Raw genomic sequence first — 19182 nt, 5'->3', positions numbered from 1 at the left:
GCGGCCGATACAGGAGAGCACGATGGTCGACAACGCATCCACACACCCTCCCACCGACGTCCTCGTCGTGGGCGCCGGACCGGTCGGACTGGTCGCGGCGGTCGACCTCGCACGGCGAGGCGTGGCGGTGCGGATCATCGACAAGCTTCCCGAGCCCACCGACGAATCCCGGGCGGTCGTGCTGCACGCGCGATCCCTCGAACTCCTCGACCAGCTCGGCGTGCTCCACGAGATCGCGGCCACCGGCGTGCGGACGACCGGTGCGCAGATGCACGCGAACGGCTCGATCCTCGGACGCGTCGGCTTCGACACGATCGACAGCCCGTTCCCGTACTCGATCACGATCCCGCAGACCGACACCGAACGCATCCTGCGCGAGCGTCTCTCCGCTCTTGGCGTCGAGATCGAGCGGGGCGTGACCTACACCGGCCTCGAGCAAGACGCGAGCGAAGTGCGCGCGACCCTGACCCACCCCGACGGCACGCCCGAGGTCGCGCGCGTGGCGTGGCTCGTCGGATCCGACGGCGCGAAGGGCGCCGTGCGGCACAGCCTGGGCCTAAAGCTCGAGGGCGTCTTCAAGGGCGAGCGGTTCCTCATGGGCGACGTCGACGCCGACTTCGCGCACGAGAAGCAGTCGTTCCACATCTTCTTCTCCCCCGGCGACGCCGTCGGGATGCTGTTCCCGATGGCCGGCAAGCGCGTGCGCGTGATCTGCCAGATCCCCGCCGACACCCCCGAGACCCGCGAGCCGACTCTCGAGTGGCTGCAGCAGTCGGTCGACGAGCGCCGGATGGACGTCCGGATCGAGTCCTCGCGGTGGCTCACGATCTTCGAGATCCACCACGCGCAGGTTCCGCGCTACCGCACGGGGCGCGCGTTCCTCGCGGGCGACGCCGCCCACGTGCACTCCCCCGCGGGCGGGCTCGGCATGAACACCGGCATCCAGGATGCCTTCAACCTCACCTGGAAGCTCGCGGCCGCCGTGCAGGGCCGGGCGAGCGAGGAGCTTCTCGACAGCTACCACGACGAGCGCCACCCCGTGGCCGCCGATGTGATCAAGTTCACGACCGAGTTGACGCACGCGGGCACGCTCGCCTCGCCGTTCGCCCGCGAAGCGCGCAACCTGCTCATGAAGGGGGGCCTCGAGCTGTCGCTCGCGCGCCACGCGATGGCGAACGAGATCGAGCAGATGACCGTCGAGTACCGGTACGCGCCCCTCGCCGAATCGGGCCACCGGGGTCCCGTCCGGGCGGGCGACCCCGTCCGCGCCGTCGCCGAGGTCGGACTGTGGCCGGCCCTGGCTCACCGCGATCCGAGCGGATCGGGATACGCCCTCGTGCTCGTCGCCGACGAGGCCGGAACCTACCCCGACGTCGCCGCGCCGACCGGGGCGCAGACCATCCGGGTCGCCCCGACGGCCGACGCGGGCGCCCTCGCCGACCCCGAGGGGCGGATCGCTGCGCGCTACGGTCTGGACGAGCGCGGTGGCGCCATCCTGGTCCGCCCCGACGGGTACATCGCCGCGATCACCGACGCCGAGCATCCGACCGACATCGCCGCGTACATCGCCGCGGTCTCGGCCGAACCCTCCGAGGCGCTCCGGTGAGCACGATCGAGGCCTTCCGCCGCGCGGGCATCTCGCACGTCCTCGCCCCCGGCGACGCCGGCTACGCGGACGCCGTGGCGGGCTTCGACCTCGGCGTCGAGGTCGCGCCGGCGGTCGTCGTGGATGCGCAGACGCCCGAGGATGTCGCCTCGGCAGTCGATGTCGCCGCCGAACACGGCACGCGGCTCACCGCGCTGGGCTCCGGCCACGGCCGGCTCGAGCCGCTCACCGAGGGCGCCGCGATCAGCCTGCGCGCTCTCGACACGGTCGAGGTGGATGCCTCGACCCGCACGGTCCGCATCGGTGCCGGATGCTCATGGGCACCCGTCGTCGCGGCCGCCGCCGCGCACGGGCTCGCCGCGCCGTGCGGTTCGGCGCCGTCCGTGGGCGTCGTCGGATACCTGCTGGGCGGGGGCATCGGCCCGCTCGCCCGCTCGTTCGGCTACAGCTCCGACCACGTGCGCTCGTTCGAGGTCGTGACCGCCGCGGACGGGCCGATCACCGTGTCGCGCGACGCGCACCCCGATCTGTTCTGGGCCTTGCGCGGCGGCAAGGTCGGGTGCGGCGTGGTCACGGCCGTCACGGCCGAGCTGCTTCCGTACGCCGAGATCGTGGGCGGTGGCGTGTACTTCGGTGCGGATGCGGCATCCGATGTCCTGGGCGCCTACGCCGGCTGGGCGCCCGCGCTGCCCGACTCGACGACGACCTCGATCGCGCTGCTGCGCTTTCCCGACTCCCCCGCGCTGCCGCCGGCGCTCAGCGGCAAGCACGTCGCCTACGTGCGTTTCGCGAGCCTCGACACGCTCGACGCCGCTCAGGCGCAGCTCGCTCCCCTGCGCGCCGTCGCGGCGCCCCTGCTCGACACCGTCGGCGTGCTGCCCTACGCGCAGGTGGGATCGATCCATGCCGACCCGACCGCGCCCATGCCCGTCGCCAACGGCACCGCATCGCTTGAGACCCTCGAGCAGGCGACCGTCGACGCCCTGCTCGCCGCGGGCGGGCTCGACGTCGACCTGCCCCTGTCCGCCGTCGAGATCCGGACGATCGGCGGGGCGACGCTGGACGCTCCCGGACCGGATGCCGTGGGTGGCCGCTCCACACAGCACCTGCTGAACGTCTATGCCGCGCCGGTGCCCACGCTCACCGACGAGGTCCGGCTGGCGGCCGCCCGCTCGGTGCTCGACGCGACCGCGCCGTGGCACGCGCCGACTCCGCTGGTGAACTTCGTGGGACGTGCGAACGCTCCGGATGCCTTCGCCAACTCCTGGAGCGCCGACCAGCGCACCCGGCTCGACGAGGTGCGGGCCGCGCACGATCCGGGTGGGGTGTTCGCCCGGCGGTGAGCCGGGTGTGGGCCGCGCCGGACGCATTGGGCGAGCTGGAAGAGCTCGATCGACGCATCCAGGCGGCGATGATGAAGGATGCCGCCGGTCGCTGAGCCTGTCGAAGCGCGCAGCCGGTTTCTACTCGGGCCGCTCCGGACGAGAGGCCACGGCATCCGCGATCTGCGCAGTTCCGAGCAAGAACACCGCCGCGCCGGCGAACATCACCAACCACAGGGCAGGGTTCCAGCCGCTGATACCGGTTTCGTCCGCGATGATCGCGTGCCGGTAGAACGCGACAACCCCCGCAGCGATGGTCACCAGACCGAACGCGATCACGCCGATCGCCAGCCATAACCTCATCGTCATCCCCCTCGTTTGCCAGCAGAGTATCGGGCGGTCAGCTCACCAGCTCGGAACGCAGCAGCGGAAAGCCGTCGCGCACCGTGCGCCACAGGATGGCGTGATCGATGCGGTCATCGTGATGTGCGACGAAGTCGCGGTTACGCGCGGCCTGCCGGAACACCGCGCTCGCGAAGCGCTCGGGTGCCGCAGCGACAAGACGCTTCGCCAGCTCACCGACACGATTCGACAACACCTCGAACGCGAGCGGTAGAGCCGGATCGCGTCGATATTCCTCTTCACCTCGAGCCACCAGCTCGGCGGCCTGGTCGAGGGTGGAGATCAGGTCGGCGATCCAGCGTTCGACCCGGTCCTCGTCCCTCACAGTGCCACGCTCTCCCGCAGGATCTCGGAGTCACTGTCGGCATCCAGAGCCGCGATCGGCGTCGCCGAGACTTTCGTGCCCAGCAGGAGCTCCAGGTCGATCTCGAACTGCGCGATGTCGAAGAGCGTCGAGCCCTCCAGAGGAGACACCAGCAGGTCGACGTCGCTCGTCCCCGTCTGCTCGCCCCGCGCGACCGAGCCGTACACCCGCACGTCGGCGAGGTTCGCTGCGGTCGCGAGCTTGACGATGATCGGCGCGAAGGAACGCAACGTGTCGAGAGAGACGCCGGATGGCTCGGCCGCCAGTCGCTCGAACGCGGCGACAGGCATCAGCACGGCCTCGGGCTTGCGATGCGAACCGATCACGACCGCGTTCGCGGCGGGGTCGGCCCGAAACGCACGCAGCGTCCGCGAGAGCCCGTTACGCGCTTCGGCTACCGGTACGACGTTCGACATGGTCCACCTCCACAATCTGTACATATTTTTGCACATCTTTTTCATCACGAGCGAGCCGTGCGGTAGCTCCTCCGTCCGTCTCTCAGCGCCTCCGAGACGTATCGCGACCGTGTCAAGGCCGCGCGCATCGCGGAGCCGCCCCACTACCGTGGCCGACGCAGCGCCGGGAAGCCGGCTGACCACGTAGCGATCAGGGAGACACGCATGAGTGACGACAAGGCCCGGATCTCGCTCGCCGGCTCGGTCTCGCTCGGCACCGGCGTCATGATCGGCGCGGGCATCTTCGCGCTCGTCGGCCAGGTCGCCGGACTCGCGGGCGACTGGTTCCCCCTGGCCTTCCTGCTGGGTGCGATCGTCGCGGGCGCGAGCGCGTACTCCTACATCCGATACTCCAGCGTCAACCCGAGTTCGGGTGGCATCGCGATGCTGCTGAAGGATGCCTACGGCCCGGGTGTGATCGCCGGCTCCTTCTCGCTCTTCATGTACGTGTCGATGGTCGTCGCCGAGAGCCTGCTCGCGCGCACGTTCGGCACCTACCTGCTCCGGCCGTTCGGGCTGCAGGACTCGGTCGTGCTCGTGCCGCTTCTCGGCGTGATCGCGATCGCCGCCGCCGCGATCGTGAATCTGCTCGGCAACCGGCTGGTCGAGGCATCCGCCACCACCACGGCCGTGGCGAAGATCCTGGGCATCGCGGTCCTCGCCATCGCCGGAATCGTCGGCACGGCCGTCGCGGGCGACGGACTCTTCGCCCATGCCTCGGGCGATGCGCCCGACGTGTTCGGGCTCTTGGCGGGAACGACCCTGTGCGTGCTGGCCTACAAGGGCTTCACCACGATCACCAATCAGGGCGACGACATCCGCGACCCGAAGAAGAACATCGCCCGCTCGATCGTCATCTCACTCGCGATCTGCGCCGCCCTGTACCTGCTCATCACGATCTCGGTCGCCTCGAGCATCGGCGCGGAGGGCGCGGCCGACGCCCGCGACTACGCGCTCGCGCAGGCGGCCGAGCCACTGTTCGGTTCGTGGGGTGTGGGCATCACGGTGGCGATCGCGGTGGTCGCGACCGTTTCGGGGCTGCTCGCGAGCCTCTACTCGGTGTCGCGGCTCTACGCGATGCTGCAAGACATGCGCCAGGCGCCGGCGCTGCCCGCGAAGGTGCACCACCAGCCGCTGATCATCACGGCGGGCCTCGCGATCGTCACGACCGCGTTCCTCGACCTCACGCAGATCGCCTCGATGGGTGCCCTGTTGTACCTCACGATGGACATCGCCGTGCAGTGGGGCGTCATCCGGCATCTGCGCGAGAAGATCCACGCGGTGCGCTGGCTGCCGGTGCTCACGATCGTGCTCGACCTCGCGATCCTGATCCCCTTCACGATCCTGAAGATCCAGGATGACCCGCTCACGGTCGTCGTCGCCGCCGCGGTGGCCACGGCGATCTTCATCGGCCAGGTGGTCGCTGTGAAGGCGCGGGAGCGCTCGGCGTGATCTCGCGGTCCGCGCGGGAAGGATGCTTCGCCCTAGGCGCTTTCGCGACGCTCCGCCGCGCCTCGCCGCTGCACGAACTTCGCGCCGAGCCCCGCTCCGACGATAACCACGGGCATACCGATGATCGTGACCCACGGAGCAGCTGAGGGCAACGCGGCCGTCAGCGTCGCCAACAACACGACCGCGAGAGCGACCACCACACCAAGCACCAACCATGAACGCACGAGCCACCCCCTTCCAACCAGGCTGTCACACCGATCCGCAAGACGCACCCGTCCAGCTCGCTCGCTGAACCTGTCGAACAAGGCGAGCTCAAGATCAGGACTTGCAGCTAAGCCTCGATCCACCGATGAGCTTGGGTGACAAGCGGGTGCCGTGACGCAGAAATGCCCCTCTGATCAGGAAGAATAGTGATTGTCTAGACCGCTGTTCGACCGATCCGAGAGGCATCTCGTAGGTGCAATTCAAGCATGCTCCCGCTGCGGTGTCAGCGAAGTTCGATGATCCGAATCTTGTGTCGGCCGCAGGGCTGGTCCCGATGCTCCGTCTTGCCCGTTCTGCGGGGCTCGATCAGCTCGCGCAGGTCCGGTTGACGGTCCCGTCGGATAAGGGTGCGAACGCCGGCGGCAAGGTGATGGCGCTGGTGGCGGGGATGCTCGCCGGGGCGGACTCGATCGACGACATGAATCTGCTGCGTCATGGCGGGATGGGCCGGTTGTTCGATCGGACGTATGCGCCGTCGACGCTGGGCTCGTTCCTGGGGGAGTTCCGGTTCGGGCACGTCCGCCAGCTCGACGCCGTCGCCTCACGGACCCTGGTGAACGTCGCGCAATCCGCGCCGCTGCTGCGGGCGTCGAACGACGAGCGGGTGATGGTGGATCTGGACGACACGATCATCGAGGTCCACGGATACCAGAAGCAGGGCGCGTCGTTCGGGTACTCCGGCGTCCGCGGCCTGAACGCCCTGTTCGCCACGCTCCGCGTCCTCGAGTTCGCGCAGCCGCTTGATCGCCGCGGGGTCGTCGAGGATGTCGGCACCCGGCCCGTACGCGCGCTCGCGGAGTGCGCGCAGTTCGGCGCCCGGGTCATCGGCGATCACAGACATCGAGGCCATCCTGCCTCATCCGCGACCGCGCGGCTTCGTCTCCGTTCGCGCGACCCGCCCGCTCAGTGGGCCGTGCGCACGCCGACCTGGTCGTGCACGAGCACCGCCGCGGCGCGCGCGCCCTGACCCGCGGCGACGATGAGCTGCTGCGGACCCGGGGACGCGGCATCCCCTGCGGCGTAGACACCCGGGGTCGAGGTCCGTCCCGAGCGGTCGGTCACCAGGTTGCCGAACTTGTCGCGCTCGAGGTCGAGTCCGTTGACGAAATCGAGCACGGGGTGCCACTGGGGCCGCACGAAGCCGCCCTCGATCTCGATGCGCTCGCCGTCGGCGAGCCGCACCGCCGACACAGCGCCGCGCTCGCCTTCGAGGTCGTCGATCGGGCGTCGCTCGACGATGATTCCGGATGCCGCGAGCTCGGCCTCTTCGACGGTGTCGACCACGTCGGACCCGTTCGTGAAGACCGTGAGCAGATCGGTCCATCGTGCGATCAGGCGCGCGCGGCCGGCGAGATCGGGGGTCTCGCCGATGAGCGCGAGCGGGCGGTCCTGCAGCTCCCACGCGTCGCACGCGGCGCAGCTGAAGATCGTCATGCCGTAGTACGCGCGGAGGCTCGGGATGTCGGGCAGCGTCTCGCGCAGCCCGGTGGCGATGAGCACCGAGCGCGCCGCGACGGCTGACGGGATGCCGGTGCCACGGCCCTGCAGCGCCACGACGAAGCGCATGCCGGAAGCGGAATGCGTCTCGAGAAGACCTGACACGACGGTGCGATCGAACACCCGGACGCTCGGGTACGCGGCCAGTTCGGCCCGCGCGAGTTTGCGCAGCTCGAGCGGCGGGATGCCGTCGCGGGTCAAGAACCCGTGTGAGCGCAGCGTCGCGGCGTTGCGGGGTCGCCCCGCGTCCACGACCACGACCGACGCGCGGGCCCGGCCGAGGTTGAGCGCAGCCGACAGCCCCGCCGGCCCGCCGCCCACGATCACGACGTCGACCTCGGTGCCGGCCGGCCGGAGCTCTCCGGGGTTCTGCGGGTCAGACATGCGCGTCTCCTTGCGGAGGAAGGGCCGCGACGATCGGGTGGTCCAGGGGGATCACACCCACCTTGGCCGCGCCGCCGGGCGAGCCGATCGCTTGGATTGAGCCTGTTGAAATCTCGAAGAACTCGACGTTGGCCTTGTAGTAGTCCTGCCACTCGTCGGGCAGGTCGTCCTCGTAGTAGATCGCCTCGACCGGGCACACCGGCTCGCACGCGCCGCAGTCCACGCACTCGTCGGGGTGGATGTACAACGACCGCTCGCCCTCGTAGATGCAGTCCACCGGGCACTCGTCGATGCAGGCGCGGTCCTTGACATCGACGCACGGCAGCGCGATCACGTACGTCATGGAACGAGCGCTCCCGACCGAGAGACCCGCACCTGCTCGTCGCGCGGCACGACCTTGACCCGCTCGCGGGTGTGGACGTGGGCCGCGCCGAGCGCACGCTCGTGCGCGTCGAGGGCGAGCCAGCCCTCCCACGTCGTGTACTCGACTCCGCGCTCCTCGAGCAGCTCGAGCACGTCGCCCTCGACGGTCGGCGCCGTGAGCGCCCTCGCCTGCGCGTCCTCGACGAGGTGCGCGATCGTCTCCATCGCGTCCGACTTGGTGTGGCCGATGAGGCCGACGGGCCCGCGCTTGATCCACCCGGTGGCGTAGAGCCCGGCGATCACCGGCGCGTCCGCATCGCCCGTGGCGGCGGCATCCCGAACCCGTCCCTGGACGTTTGGAACCACGCCGGCCCGCTCGTCGAACGGCGCACCGACGACCGGCGTGCCGTAGTAGCCGACCGCGCGGTACACCTGCTGCACGGCGATCTCGCGGAACTCGCCGGTGCCGCGCACGCGTCCGTCGCCGATCGGCTCGGTCCGCTCGAAGCGCACGCCCGCCACGCGGCCGTCGCCGAGGATCTCGACCGGCGAGTGGTAGAAGTGCAGGTGCAGGCGCCGGCTCGCGCCCGTCGACTCGCGCGTGCGCCAGCCGTTCAGGATGCGCAGCATGACCTTGAGCTGGTTGTTCGTCGCGTTCGCCGGGTCGGCGTCCTGGAAGTCCTCGTCGTGCACGACGATGTCGACGTTCGGCACCTCGCCGAGCTCACGCAGCTCGATCGGGGTGAACTTGATGTCGCCGGGGCCGCGCCGCCCGAACACGTGCACGTCGGTCACGGCTGAGGCTTCGAGTCCCGCGAGCACGTTGTCGGGGATCTCGGTGGGCCGCAGGTCGACGGCGTGCTTCGCGAGCACGCGCGCGACGTCGAGGGCGACGTTTCCGTTGCCGATGACGGCGACCTCGCGCTGGTCGAGCGGCCACTCGGTCGGCACGTCGGGGTGGCCGTCGTACCACGCGACGAAGTCCGCAGCGCCGTACGAACCGTCGAGGTCGATGCCCGGGATGTCGAGAGCCGCGTCTCGGATCGCCCCGGTCGCGAGGATCACCGCGTCGTAGCGCTCGCGCAGCTCGTCGAGCGCGATGTCGCGGCCGATCTCGACGTTGCCGATGAACCGAGTCGTGCCGGCATCCAGCATCTCGTGCAGCGAGTTCACGATGCCCTTGATGCGGGGGTGGTCGGGCGCGACGCCGTAACGGATCAGCCCGTACGGTGCGGGAAGCGACTCGAACAGGTCGACCGATGCCGTGCCGCCGGCATCTGTCACCGCGCCGGTGAGGATGTTACCGGCGTAGATGCCGGCCGGGCCCGCGCCGACGATCGCGACGCGGAGGTTCTGGAGGTTCGACGAGGTCGCTGTGTTCGACGAGGTCACTGGGCGGGGGCCTTTCAGGAGGTGCCGCGAGCGGCGAGCGGGTCGATGGTGTCGAGGTTCTCGAGGTCGAGGGTCGCGAGGTCGTTGGGTGCGTAGGGGCTCAGCCGGACGACGTCGCCGACGACCACGACGGCGGGTGAACGGATGCCGCGGGCCGCCGCCTGATGCGCGATGGTGGCGAGCGTGCCCACCGTGACGCGCTGGCGTGCGCCGTACCCGTCCTCGACGACGGCGACGGGGCAGCCCGCGCCGCGCTCACCGCGGGCGAGGGTGATCGCGGAGTGCGCGAGCGTGCCCACACCCATGAGCAGGACGACGGTGTGGTCGCGGCCGCCGCCGAGGTCGCGGATCTGGTCGTGGCCGGTTGCGACCGTGAACGCCGTCGCGACCCCGCGATGCGTGAGCGGGATGCCGGCGACCGCGGGCACCGAGACGGCACTGGTGATGCCGGGCACGACCTCGACGGGCACGTCCGCCTCGTGGCACGCCGCGAGCTCCTCGCCGCCGCGCCCGAAGACGTACGGGTCGCCGCCCTTGAGCCGGACGACGTTCTTGCCCCCGCGCGCAAGCTGGATGAGGAGGGCGTTGATCGCGTCCTGCGGCACGGGGTGGTGGCCGGGCAGCTTGCCGACGTCGACGACCTCGGCGCGCAGCGCGACCCCGTCCGCGGCCAGTCCGTCTAGAACGGCGCGCGCGCCGAGCCGGTCGGCGACGATGACGTCGGCCGCCTCGAGCGCGCGCAGCCCCTTGAGGGTGAGCAAGCCCGCGTCGCCGGGCCCGGCCCCGACGAGCCAGACCTTGCCGGGGGCGGCGGCCGCGGCATCCGTCAATCCGGAAACCGGACGTTCGTCGTGTTTCCGGACTGTCGTCGCGCGGGCGTCCGGAAAGTGTGCGGATCTCCGGTTTCCGGATCCGCGAGAAGTGCGGTCGGGGGTGGTCATCGCGTGCCTCCCGTGACGAGCAGGCCTCGGCGTCGCAGCATCCGTCGCTCGAGGGGGCCGAAGAAGACGAGCTCGATCAGGATGCCGATCGCGAGGATCAGGATGATCGTGCCGAGGACTCCCGCGAGGTCCGCGAGCTCGCGGGACTGCTGCAGCATCGACCCGAGGCCGAAGCCGATCGTGCCGCCGACGGCGATGATCTCGGCCGCCATGAGCGAGCGCCACGAGAACGCCCACCCCTGCTTGAGTCCGGCGAGGTATCCGGGCAGCGCCGCTGGAAGGATCACCGACGTCGCCAGCTGGCGCCGAGTCGCGCCGAGCACCGTGCCGACGCGGCGCAGCTGCGGCGGCACCTGGTCGATGCCGGCGATGAGCCCGTTGACGATCGAGGGGATCGCGCCCATGAGGATCACGAAGTAGACGGTGGCGTCCGACAGGCCGAACCAGATGATCGCGGCGGGCACCCACGCGACCGACGGCAGCACCTGCAGGCCCGAGATGATCGGGCCGACGGCGCGACGGATCGGGCGGACCTCCGCGAGCAACAGCCCGACCGGGGTGCCCACCGCGATCGCGATGAGGAACCCGACGACGCCGCGCTCGAGGCTCGTCGCAACCGCCTCCTGCAGGCGCCCCGATTCCCACGCGAAGCCGAGCGCTCCCACGACGTCGGAGGGGCTCGGGATGATGTCGGGGCGGGGCTGCGCGATCACGACATACAGCTGCCACGCCGCGATGAGCAGCGCGACGAAGACGATGGGAGGTACGACACTCGCGGCGAACCGACGCCAGCGGCTCGGCTCGCGCTCGACGGGTGCCTGGAGGCTGTCGAGCCCGGCTTCGAGCGAGCGCAGGTCGTCCGCGCGTGCGCCGGCTACGGCATCCGTCGCCGCACCCGTCATCGCCGCGGTCAAGGTCTCAGGCGGCATTGCGGCGGATCTCCTTGCGCAGCTGGTCGGTGATCTCGACCGACAGGGCCGCGACCTCGGGCGACTCGATGCGGCGCCCGGCGGTCTTCGCGATCGTCCACTGCTGGACGATGCGGCCGGGGCGGCTGCCCATCAAGACGACGCGCTGGCCGAGGCGCGCGGCCTCGCGCACGTTGTGCGTGACGAAGACGATCGTGCGGCCGGTCGCCCGCCACACCCGCTCGAGCTCCTCGTGCAGCAGGTCGCGCGTGATGGCGTCGAGCGCGGCGAACGGCTCGTCCATAAGCAGCACCGGGCGGTCTTGCGCGAGCGCCCGCGCGAGCGCGACGCGCTGCCGCATGCCGCCCGAGAGCTCGTGCGGACGCTTGTCGGCGGCATCCGTCAGATTCACCGCGTCGAGGAGGGCGAGCGCGTTGTCACGGCGCTCGCTGCGGGGGACGCCGCGCAGGCGCAGCGCCAGCTCGACGTTGCGGCGCGCGGTGAGCCAGGGCATGAGCGCGGACTCCTGGAACATCACGGCCGAGCCGGTGACGGGCGTCTCGATGCGTCCCGCCGTGGGCCGGTCGAGTCCGGCGATGAGGTTGAGGAGCGTGGACTTGCCGCAGCCGGACGCGCCCAGCAGGCACACGAACTCGCCGGGCGCGATGTCGAGGCTGACGTCGTCGAGCACGACCGGGCCCGCGCCGAACCGCTTCGAGACGCTCTCGATGCGCACGGCCGGCGCGGGCGCCGCGGCCGGCTCGCGCACGGGTGCGACACCGTCGAAGCTCGGCCCGAGCGGCGAGCCACCCGACGGCGCGAGCGGCGAGCCACCCGAAGCGGCGGGCGGCGCGGCCGTCGCGGCGCCGGGAGCGGGTACCGAGCTCATGTCAGTCCTCGCCGAGCCCTGCCGCCGACACCGGGTCGGCGCCGTCGGACTCGAGCAGCTCGTTCAGCAGCCGCAGGTCGAAGAGGCCCTCGATCGAGCCGTCCTTCTGCGTGCCCACCGCGACGCCGTCCTCGACGAGCGCCTCGAACGTGTCGGCATGCGGGTCGACCGAGAAGGTGACGTGCTCGAGCGCGCGCGTGATGACCTCGTCGGCCAGCGGCTTGCCGGTCTCAGCCGCGATCGCGCCGTTGATCACCGCGGACGCGTCGGCGGGGTTGTCGGCGATCCACTGCACGGCGGCGGCGTGGCCCTCGAGGAGGTCCGCGACGACGTCGGGGTGCTGCTCGAGGAACTCCGCGCGCACCAGCAGCACCGTGGTGGGGAACTCGCCGTCCTCCCACAGCTCTGCCTCGTCGACGAGCACGTGCGCACCGGCGTCGACGATGAGTCGCGAGACCCAGGGCTCCGGCAGCCACGCGCCGTCGAGCTCGCCCTGCTGGAACAGCGTCAGCGTCTGGGCGTTCTCGGTCGGCGTGATCTGCACGTCGCCGCCGCCCGAGGTGTCGGTCTCGTAGCCCTGGTCCGCGAGCCACGTGCGCAGGGCGACGTCCTGCGTGTTGCCGAGCTGCGGCGTCGCGAGCGTCGTGCCCTCGAGGTCGGCGGCGTCGTCGATGCCCTCGCGCACGACCAGTGCGGCGCCGCCGGTCGCAGCTCCCGCCACGACGCGCGCGGACTGCCCGCCCGACTGGATGAACGTGTTGATCGACGGGTTCGGCCCGATGTAGGTGGCGTCGATCGCGCCGGCCGAGAGAGCTTCGATCGCGGCGGGTCCGGCGTTGAACACCTGGGTGCTGACCTCGACGTCGCCGAGGGCGTCCTCGAAGAGGCCCTCCTGCACACCGACGAGCGCCGGGGCGTGCGTGACGTTCGCGAAGTAGCCGACGCGCAGCTCGTCCACCGGCTCAGCAGTCGTCCCGCCCGCGTCGGCAGAGGCGGCGGCGCAGCCCGACATCATGGCCGCCACGAGTCCCAGGGTTGTGATGACGGTCGCGGTGCGGATGTTGTTCACGGTGTCGCCTCCTTCGTTCGATGTGACAGGGTTCGGTGTGGCAGGGTTCGATGTGACAGGGGTGGGTGGAGCGGGGGTGCGGACTGTTCAGTCGCGCACGATGCCGGCGGCGAGCGTCGCGCCGTCGGACGGATGGATCACGAGGAACGAGCCCCCGTGCCGGCTGGTGCGGTAAGGCTCGAGCGGCAGGTCGGCGGCGAGCCGCACGCGCACGCGCCCGATGTCGTTGACCTCGAGCGCCTGCGCCGGTGCGTGCGTCAGCGCGTCGAGGTCGTAGCGCGACTCGATCTGCGCGACGATCGCCTGCACGGTCGCGGTGCCGTGTTTGACGAGAACACGGATGCCGGGGGTCAGCGTCCGCCCGTCGAGCTGGAACAGTTCGGCGTCGAACTCCCGCCGCGCGGCCGGCAGAGAGCCCGCGGTCACGACGACCGCACCGCGCGCGGTGTCGACGTCGTCGGCGAGCTCGAGCGACACCGACTGCGGAGCCGTCGCCTCGTCGGCTTCGGCGCCGGCGACGCGGATGCCGGTGACCGTGGTCGCGATGCCGGAGGGGAAGATCTCGACCCGGTCGCCGATGCGCACGGTGCCGCTCGAGATGCGACCGGCTACCGCACGGTAGTCGCGCAGGCGCTCGACCTCCGTGGGGTCGACGGCGATGTCGGGCGCGAGGCCGCCCTGCGGGCGGAGCACGACCTGCACCGGCAGCCGCAGCGGCCGGGGCTCCTGATTCCCGAGCCCCGACGCCGCCGCCACCGAAGACTCGAGCGCGTCCGCGGCCGGCAGCGTCTCGAGCAGCTCGAGCAGCGCGGGACCGCGGTACCAGGGCGTGCGCTCCGAGCGCTCGACGATGTTGTCGCCCTCAAGCGCCGACACCGGCAGCACGTAGAGGTCGTCGATGCCGAGCTCGGCCGCGACGGCCTCGGCATCCCGCGCGACGGCGGCGAAGGCATCCGTCGAGAAATCCACCAGGTCGATCTTGTTGACCGCGAGGATCACGTGCGGCACGCGCAGCAGCGCCACCACGGCGAGGTGGCGCCGCGTCTGCTCGACGACGCCCTTGCGCGCGTCGACGAGCACGACGACCGCGTCGGCGGTGGTGGCGCCGGTGACCATGTTGCGTGTGTACTGCACGTGGCCGGGGCAGTCGGCGAGGATGAACGACCGCGATCCGGTCGAGAAGTACCGGTACGCGACGTCGATCGTGATCCCCTGCTCGCGCTCGGCGCGCAGCCCGTCGGTCAGCAGCGCGAAGTCGAACTCGCCGTGCGCGAAACCGCGATCGGCCGACGTGCGCGCGACCTGCTCGAGCTGGTCGGCGAGGATCGCCTTGGAGTCGTGCAGCAGGCGCCCGACGAGCGTCGACTTGCCGTCGTCGACCGAGCCGGCGGTCGCGAACCGGAACAGCGTCGGCTGGGCAGTGAGCGTCGGCTGCGAAGTGAGCGTCGCGGTGTCCAGAGACATCAGAAGTACCCGTCCTTCTTGCGGTCCTCCATGGCGGCTTCGCTCAGCCGGTCGTCGGCGCGCGTGGCGCCGCGCTCGGTGAGGGTCGAGACCGCGACTTCGGCGACGATGTCGGCGACGGATGCCGCGGCGGAATCGACCGCGCCGGTGCAGCTCATGTCGCCCACCGTGCGGTACCGCACCGTGCGCACCTCGACCGGCTCGTCGTCGCGCGGCGGCGAGAACGGACCCACCGGACGCCACATGCCGTCGCGGCGGTACACCTCGCGCTCGTGCGCGAAGTACAGCGGCGGCAGCGCGATGCCTTCGCGCTCGATGTAGCGCCACACGTCGAGCTCGGTCCAGTTCGAGATCGGGAACGCCCGCACGTGCTGACCGGGTGTGTGGCGCCCGTTGTACAGGTTCCACAGCTCGGGGCGCTGGTTGCGCGGATCCCACTGCCCGAACTCGTCGCGCAGCGAGATGATGCGCTCCTTGGCGCGCGCCTTGTCCTCGTCGCGCCGCGCACCGCCGAACACGGCGTCGTGGCGGCCGGCGGCGATCGCGTCGAGCAGCGGCAGCGTCTGCAGCGGATTGCGCGTGCCGTCGGCGCGCTCGTGCAGGCGGCCGTCGTCGATGTAGTCCTGCACGCGCGCGACTTCGAGACGGATGCCGAGACGGGCCACCGTCGCATCGCGGAAGTCCAGCACCTCGGGGAAGTTGTGGCCGGTGTCGACGTGCAGCACGGGGAACGGCACCCTGCCCGGCGCGAACGCCTTGGTCGCCAGGTGCAACACGACGACGGAGTCCTTGCCTCCAGAGAACAGCAGCACGGGCCGCTCGAACTCGGCGACGACCTCGCGGATCACGTGGATCGCCTCGGCCTCGAGCAGGTCGAGCGTCGACAGGGCGGTGGCGGGAGCGATGAGGGTGTCGGTCATACGTGGAGCCCGCATTCCGTCTTCGAGAGGCCGGCCCAGCGGCCGGACCGGGGGTCTTCACCGGGGGCGACCGGCTTGGTGCACGGCTCGCAGCCGATCGAGGGGTAGCCGTTCGAGACGAGGAGGTTCACCGGCACCTGATGCGCTCCGGCGTAGTCGAGCAGGTCGTCGAACGTCCACGCGGCCACGGGGTTGACCTTCACGAGTCCGTTGCGCTCGTCCCACGTCACGAGCGGCGTGTTCGCACGGGTCGGCGCCTCTTCGCGGCGGACGCCCGTGAACCACACCTCGTACCCGGCGAGTGCATCCTTGAGCGGAGCGACCTTGCGGCGCGCGCAGCACAGCCCGGGGTCGCGGGCGAACAGCTGCGCCCCGAACTGGGCATCCTGCTCGGCGACGGTCTGCTCGGGCAGCACGTCGACGATCCGCACGTCGAGCACGCGGCCCACCTCGTCGCGTGTGAACCGCGTCTCGGCGAAGTGGTAGCCGGTGTCGAGGAACAGCACATCGACGCCCGGAAGCTGCTCGGCCACGAGGTGCGGCAGCGCCGCATCGGCCATCGAGCAGGCGACGGCCGCGGCATCCGTCGAGAAGTTCTGCGCGACCCACGCGACCACGTCGGCGGGGGATGCCTCGTCCCCGGCGAGGCTGCGCAGCTCGCGCTCGCCCAGCTCGGCGAGCGCCTTGAGCTCGTCGCGCGAACGCTTCACCGCGATCCGCGGTGCGAGTGACACAGTCATTGAAGGGCCTCCTCGTCGGCGCGGTGGGCCCACTGGGCGAACGTCTCGTCGGTCGCCGCGTCGCGCTCGGCGAGGAACCGGCGCACGACCCGGTCGACGTAGTCGGCGATGCCGTCGGCGGCGACCTTGAGGCCGCGCACGGTGCGGCCGAGGCCCGGCTCGTCGCGGTCCTGCGACGCGAGCCCGCCGCCGAGGTGCACCTGGTAGCCGGGCACCTGCTCGCCGTCGATCATGACGAGCTGGCCCTTGAGTCCGATGTCGGCGGTCTGGATGCGGGCGCACGAGTTGGGGCATCCGTTGACGTGGAGCGAGATGGGATGCGGGAGGTCGAAGCCCTTGAGACGCTCTTCGAGGTCGAGCACCGCCGCCGTCGCGTTGACCTTGGTCTCGACGATCGCGAGCTTGCAGAACTCGATGCCGGTGCACGCGATCGTGCCGCGGCGGATGTGACTCGGACGCGCCTGGAGCCCGAGGGCGTCGAGCTCCGCAATGAGGAGTTCGACGTTCTCTTCGGGCACGTCGAGGATCACGAGCTTCTGGTGGGGCGTCGTGCGCAGGCGCGTCGACCCGTGCGCTTCGATGACGTCGGCGAGCCGCGCGAGCGTCGGGCCCGAGACACGGCCGACGATCGGCGTGACGCCGATGTAGAAGCGGCCGTCCTTCTGGCGGTGGACGCCGATGTGGTCGCCGGTGGTCTTCGGCTTCTCGGGGGCCGGGCCGTCGGGGAGCGTGTACCCGAGGTACTCGTCCTCGAGCACCCGGCGGAACTTCTCGGTGCCCCACTCGGCGAGCAGGAACTTCAGACGCGCCTTGTTGCGCAGGCGCCGGTAGCCGTAATCCCGGAAGATCTGGGTGACGCCGTGCCAGGCATCCGCCACCTGATCCGGCCGGACGAACGCGCCCAGGCGCTCGCCGAGCCGCGGCGTCGTCGAGAGCGCGCCGCCCACCCACAGGTCGTAGCCGACGCCTAGCTCAGGGTGCTCGACGGCGACGAACGCGACGTCATTGATCTCGTGGACGACGTCCTGGCTCGGGTGCCCGGTGATCGCCGACTTGAACTTGCGGGGCAGGTTCGCCAGCGACGCGTCGCCGATGAAGCGCTCGGTGATCTCGTCGATCTGCGGCGTGGGATCGATGAGCTCGTCGGCGGCGATGCCGGCGACGGGGGAACCGAGGATGACGCGCGGAACGTCGCCGCACGCTTCGGTGGTTCGCAGACCCACGGCCTCGAGCCGGCGCCAGATCTCGGGCACGTCTTCGACGCGGATCCAGTGCAGCTGGATGTTCTGGCGGTCGGTGATGTCGGCGGTGTCGCGGCCGAACTCGGTCGAGATGCCCGCGATCACGCGCAGCTGCGCGGTGGTCAGCTGCCCGCCGTCGATGCGGACGCGCAGCATGAAGAACTCGTCCTCGAGCTCTTCGGGCGTGAGGGTCGCGGTGCGGCCGCCGTCGATGCCGGGCTTGCGCTGCGTGTAGAGACCCCACACGCGGAACCGGCCGTGCAGATCGGTCGGGTCGATCGAGGCGAACCCGCCCTTCGAGTACGTGTTCTCGATGCGCTCGCGCACGCTCAGGCCGTCGTCGACCTGCTTCCACTCCTCATTGCCGTTGAGCGGCGTGGTGCCGTCGATCTTCCACTGGCCGTTCGGTTTGGACGAGGGCCGAGGCGGGCGGACGGCAGCGCGCGGTCGCTCCGCCGCGCTGGGCGCTTCGGTGTCGCTGATGGTCACGGTGCCTCCGGAGGACTCCCGAGCAGCGCTCGGGCGGACTCTATCGAGCCCATTCCGTGAGGCTAGAAGGGCGGGCGGCGGCGACCTATCCGGATGTCACGCGGCGTAAACGTGCGTCACACGACGTCACACACCTTGCGGGCGGCGTCTTCGTGGATTCTTTGTGGATTCAGTCCGACAAGCCGCGCGCGGCTTTGTAGCGATCGACCACGAGGTCGACGAGCGCGGGCGACGGCTCGTCGTCGTCGAGCAGCGGGCGGGCGACCGGGGCGGCGCCGGCGAGCCGCACCGCGAGATCGTGGAAGTATCCGGGCGCCAGGAGGTAGGTCGCGACGACCACTCGCCCGCCGGCCGACGTGCGCGCCCGCGCGACGGTGACGGCGGCGTCGAGCCGTGGGTCGGCGGCCGCGAGGAAGCCCACCGTGACCTCGCGGTCAAGCTCGGCGCCCAGCATCCGTCCGATCTCGCGACAGTCGTCGTTCGCGCGGTCGTCGCTCGATCCGGCGACCGCGAGCACGACGGCGTCGTCTTCGGCAAAGTCGAGGGGCGAGAGGCGCGCGACGAGCGCGTCGACGAGACGTGAGTCAGGCCCCATGGCCGGTGCGATGACGACCCGGTCGCGGCCCGCGGACTGCTTCTTCAGGTCGACGCGCACGTGATACCCCGCCGACAGCAGGAGCGGGACGATCACGACCGGCTGCCCCGCAGGAAGAGCGTCGAGGGATGCCGCGACATCCGGCTGCTGCACGTCCACATGCCCGAGCCGCACGGTGACCTCCGGCAGCCGGGCTGCGACGGCCTCGACGAGCGCCGCGACGGCGGCCTGCCCGGCGGGGGAGGACGTGCCGTGCGAGATCGCGAGGAGCGCGGGCGTCGAGGTCACGTGCCCATTGTGCCCGCCGTGTGTGACGGGCGTGTGACGCCGGCGCCGGGCTCCGGCATCCGTTCGCCGAGCTTGTGGGTTTGCGCGCGAGCTTGTGGGTTTGCGCGCGAGCATGTGGGTTTGCGCGCGAGCATGTG

The 19182-nt window shown here is 70.9% G+C and carries 19 protein-coding genes and 1 pseudogene; 4 read left to right on the top strand and 16 right to left on the bottom strand.

The annotated features are described in order from the left end of the window. Positions 1-22 precede the first annotated feature (22 nt). Positions 23-1606: an FAD-dependent monooxygenase gene (locus CGU35_RS05335; RefSeq protein WP_198519526.1), complete on the top strand. Its 1584-nt coding sequence runs from the start codon at positions 23-25 to the stop codon at positions 1604-1606. Further along, on the top strand, positions 1603-2949 hold the full coding sequence (locus tag CGU35_RS05330; protein ID WP_157813903.1) for an FAD-binding oxidoreductase: 1347 nt from the start codon (positions 1603-1605) through the stop codon (positions 2947-2949). The genes CGU35_RS05335 and CGU35_RS05330 overlap by 4 nt, the downstream gene beginning before the upstream one ends. Positions 2950-3069: 120 nt before the next feature. On the opposite strand, the gene CGU35_RS05325 is transcribed toward CGU35_RS05330, so the two are convergent. From CGU35_RS05325 to CGU35_RS05315, 3 genes are read right to left on the bottom strand one after another with little or no spacing between them, the layout of a single operon-like run. Continuing rightward, complete coding sequence (locus CGU35_RS05325; protein WP_100810563.1) at positions 3070-3297, bottom strand: hypothetical protein; 228 nt, start codon at positions 3295-3297, stop codon at positions 3070-3072. A gap of 31 nt (positions 3298-3328) precedes the next feature. Next, positions 3329-3655, bottom strand: a complete 327-nt coding sequence (locus CGU35_RS05320) for a HepT-like ribonuclease domain-containing protein (protein WP_100810562.1) — start codon at positions 3653-3655, stop codon at positions 3329-3331. Next, on the bottom strand, positions 3652-4110 hold the full coding sequence (locus tag CGU35_RS05315; RefSeq protein ID WP_198519525.1) for a nucleotidyltransferase domain-containing protein: 459 nt from the start codon (positions 4108-4110) through the stop codon (positions 3652-3654). Before CGU35_RS05315 ends, CGU35_RS05320 begins: the two co-directional genes overlap by 4 nt. Before the next feature lie 204 nt (positions 4111-4314). Here CGU35_RS05315 and CGU35_RS05310 point away from each other — a divergent pair, with 204 nt between their 5' ends. Continuing rightward, positions 4315-5601: an APC family permease gene (locus CGU35_RS05310; RefSeq protein WP_100810560.1), complete on the top strand. Its 1287-nt coding sequence runs from the start codon at positions 4315-4317 to the stop codon at positions 5599-5601. A 32-nt stretch (positions 5602-5633) separates the two neighbouring features. On the opposite strand, the gene CGU35_RS18110 is transcribed toward CGU35_RS05310, so the two are convergent. Further along, positions 5634-5825, bottom strand: a complete 192-nt coding sequence (locus CGU35_RS18110; RefSeq protein ID WP_157813901.1) for a hypothetical protein — start codon at positions 5823-5825, stop codon at positions 5634-5636. Positions 5826-6058: 233 nt separating this feature from the next. Here CGU35_RS18110 and CGU35_RS05305 point away from each other — a divergent pair. Then, positions 6059-6598 (top strand): annotated as a pseudogene (locus CGU35_RS05305) (IS1380 family transposase); the annotation flags it as partial. A gap of 170 nt (positions 6599-6768) precedes the next feature. Here CGU35_RS05305 and CGU35_RS05300 read toward each other — a convergent pair. The 12 genes from CGU35_RS05300 to CGU35_RS05245 all read right to left on the bottom strand — a co-directional run bounded on the left by CGU35_RS05300 (position 6769) and on the right by CGU35_RS05245 (position 19045). Then, positions 6769-7746, bottom strand: coding sequence for an NAD(P)/FAD-dependent oxidoreductase (locus CGU35_RS05300; protein WP_036299614.1), 978 nt, complete (start codon positions 7744-7746; stop codon positions 6769-6771). Next, positions 7739-8089: a ferredoxin gene (gene fdxA / locus CGU35_RS05295; RefSeq protein WP_036299616.1), complete on the bottom strand. Its 351-nt coding sequence runs from the start codon at positions 8087-8089 to the stop codon at positions 7739-7741. Before fdxA ends, CGU35_RS05300 begins: the two co-directional genes overlap by 8 nt. Next, a complete protein-coding gene (locus tag CGU35_RS05290) occupies positions 8086-9501 on the bottom strand; it encodes an FAD-dependent oxidoreductase (protein WP_036299617.1) in 1416 nt (471 codons plus the stop codon). The genes fdxA and CGU35_RS05290 overlap by 4 nt, the downstream gene beginning before the upstream one ends. 14 nt (positions 9502-9515) lie before the next feature. Then, entirely contained in the window at positions 9516-10331 is an 816-nt protein-coding gene (gene cobA / locus CGU35_RS05285) for a uroporphyrinogen-III C-methyltransferase (RefSeq protein WP_232711158.1), read from the bottom strand. Between the two features lie 107 nt (positions 10332-10438). Next, positions 10439-11371, bottom strand: coding sequence for an ABC transporter permease (locus tag CGU35_RS05280; RefSeq protein WP_036300593.1), 933 nt, complete (start codon positions 11369-11371; stop codon positions 10439-10441). Next, positions 11361-12239 (bottom strand): ABC transporter ATP-binding protein, encoded by an 879-nt coding sequence (locus tag CGU35_RS05275; protein WP_100810558.1) that lies wholly within the window; start codon positions 12237-12239, stop codon positions 11361-11363. Before CGU35_RS05275 ends, CGU35_RS05280 begins: the two co-directional genes overlap by 11 nt. Position 12240: 1 nt before the next feature. Beyond that, entirely contained in the window at positions 12241-13308 is a 1068-nt protein-coding gene (locus CGU35_RS05270) for an ABC transporter substrate-binding protein (RefSeq protein WP_036300598.1), read from the bottom strand. Positions 13309-13395: 87 nt separating this feature from the next. Continuing rightward, positions 13396-14766 carry a sulfate adenylyltransferase subunit 1 gene (locus CGU35_RS05265; protein ID WP_442923045.1) on the bottom strand — a complete coding sequence of 457 codons (1371 nt, stop codon included), beginning with the start codon at positions 14764-14766 and terminating at the stop codon, positions 13396-13398. A 5-nt stretch (positions 14767-14771) separates the two neighbouring features. Beyond that, entirely contained in the window at positions 14772-15692 is a 921-nt protein-coding gene (gene cysD, locus CGU35_RS05260) for a sulfate adenylyltransferase subunit CysD (RefSeq protein WP_198519524.1), read from the bottom strand. Then, a complete protein-coding gene (locus CGU35_RS05255; RefSeq protein ID WP_036302084.1) occupies positions 15689-16432 on the bottom strand; it encodes a phosphoadenylyl-sulfate reductase in 744 nt (247 codons plus the stop codon). The genes cysD and CGU35_RS05255 overlap by 4 nt, the downstream gene beginning before the upstream one ends. Continuing rightward, on the bottom strand, positions 16429-18162 hold the full coding sequence (locus tag CGU35_RS05250) for a nitrite/sulfite reductase (RefSeq protein ID WP_100810556.1): 1734 nt from the start codon (positions 18160-18162) through the stop codon (positions 16429-16431). The genes CGU35_RS05255 and CGU35_RS05250 overlap by 4 nt, the downstream gene beginning before the upstream one ends. Positions 18163-18331: 169 nt before the next feature. Next, positions 18332-19045 carry a sirohydrochlorin chelatase gene (locus CGU35_RS05245; RefSeq protein WP_036302078.1) on the bottom strand — a complete coding sequence of 238 codons (714 nt, stop codon included), beginning with the start codon at positions 19043-19045 and terminating at the stop codon, positions 18332-18334. Positions 19046-19182 lie beyond the last annotated feature (137 nt).

Source organism: Microbacterium sp. BR1 (assembly GCF_002812725.1).
Taxonomy (GTDB): Bacteria; Actinomycetota; Actinomycetes; order Actinomycetales; family Microbacteriaceae; genus Microbacterium.
The sequence above is the reverse complement of the archived record's forward strand: the minus strand, read 5'-3'. Positions and strand labels throughout refer to the sequence as shown.

Bases quoted from the DNA above. Each gene is read 5' to 3' on its own strand.
- cysD (WP_198519524.1), bottom strand. From the start codon at position 15,692: ATGACCGACACCCTCATCGCTCCCGCCACCGCCCTGTCGACGCTCGAC.
- fdxA (WP_036299616.1), bottom strand. From the start codon at position 8,089: ATGACGTACGTGATCGCGCTGCCGTGCGTCGATGTCAAGGACCGCGCC.
- CGU35_RS05280 (WP_036300593.1), bottom strand. From the start codon at position 11,371: ATGCCGCCTGAGACCTTGACCGCGGCGATGACGGGTGCGGCGACGGAT.
- CGU35_RS05275 (WP_100810558.1), bottom strand. From the start codon at position 12,239: ATGAGCTCGGTACCCGCTCCCGGCGCCGCGACGGCCGCGCCGCCCGCC.
- CGU35_RS05255 (WP_036302084.1), bottom strand. From the start codon at position 16,432: ATGACTGTGTCACTCGCACCGCGGATCGCGGTGAAGCGTTCGCGCGAC.
- CGU35_RS05335 (WP_198519526.1), top strand. From the start codon at position 23: ATGGTCGACAACGCATCCACACACCCTCCCACCGACGTCCTCGTCGTG.
- CGU35_RS05315 (WP_198519525.1), bottom strand. From the start codon at position 4,110: ATGTCGAACGTCGTACCGGTAGCCGAAGCGCGTAACGGGCTCTCGCGG.
- CGU35_RS05310 (WP_100810560.1), top strand. From the start codon at position 4,315: ATGAGTGACGACAAGGCCCGGATCTCGCTCGCCGGCTCGGTCTCGCTC.
- CGU35_RS05325 (WP_100810563.1), bottom strand. From the start codon at position 3,297: ATGACGATGAGGTTATGGCTGGCGATCGGCGTGATCGCGTTCGGTCTG.
- CGU35_RS05300 (WP_036299614.1), bottom strand. From the start codon at position 7,746: ATGTCTGACCCGCAGAACCCCGGAGAGCTCCGGCCGGCCGGCACCGAG.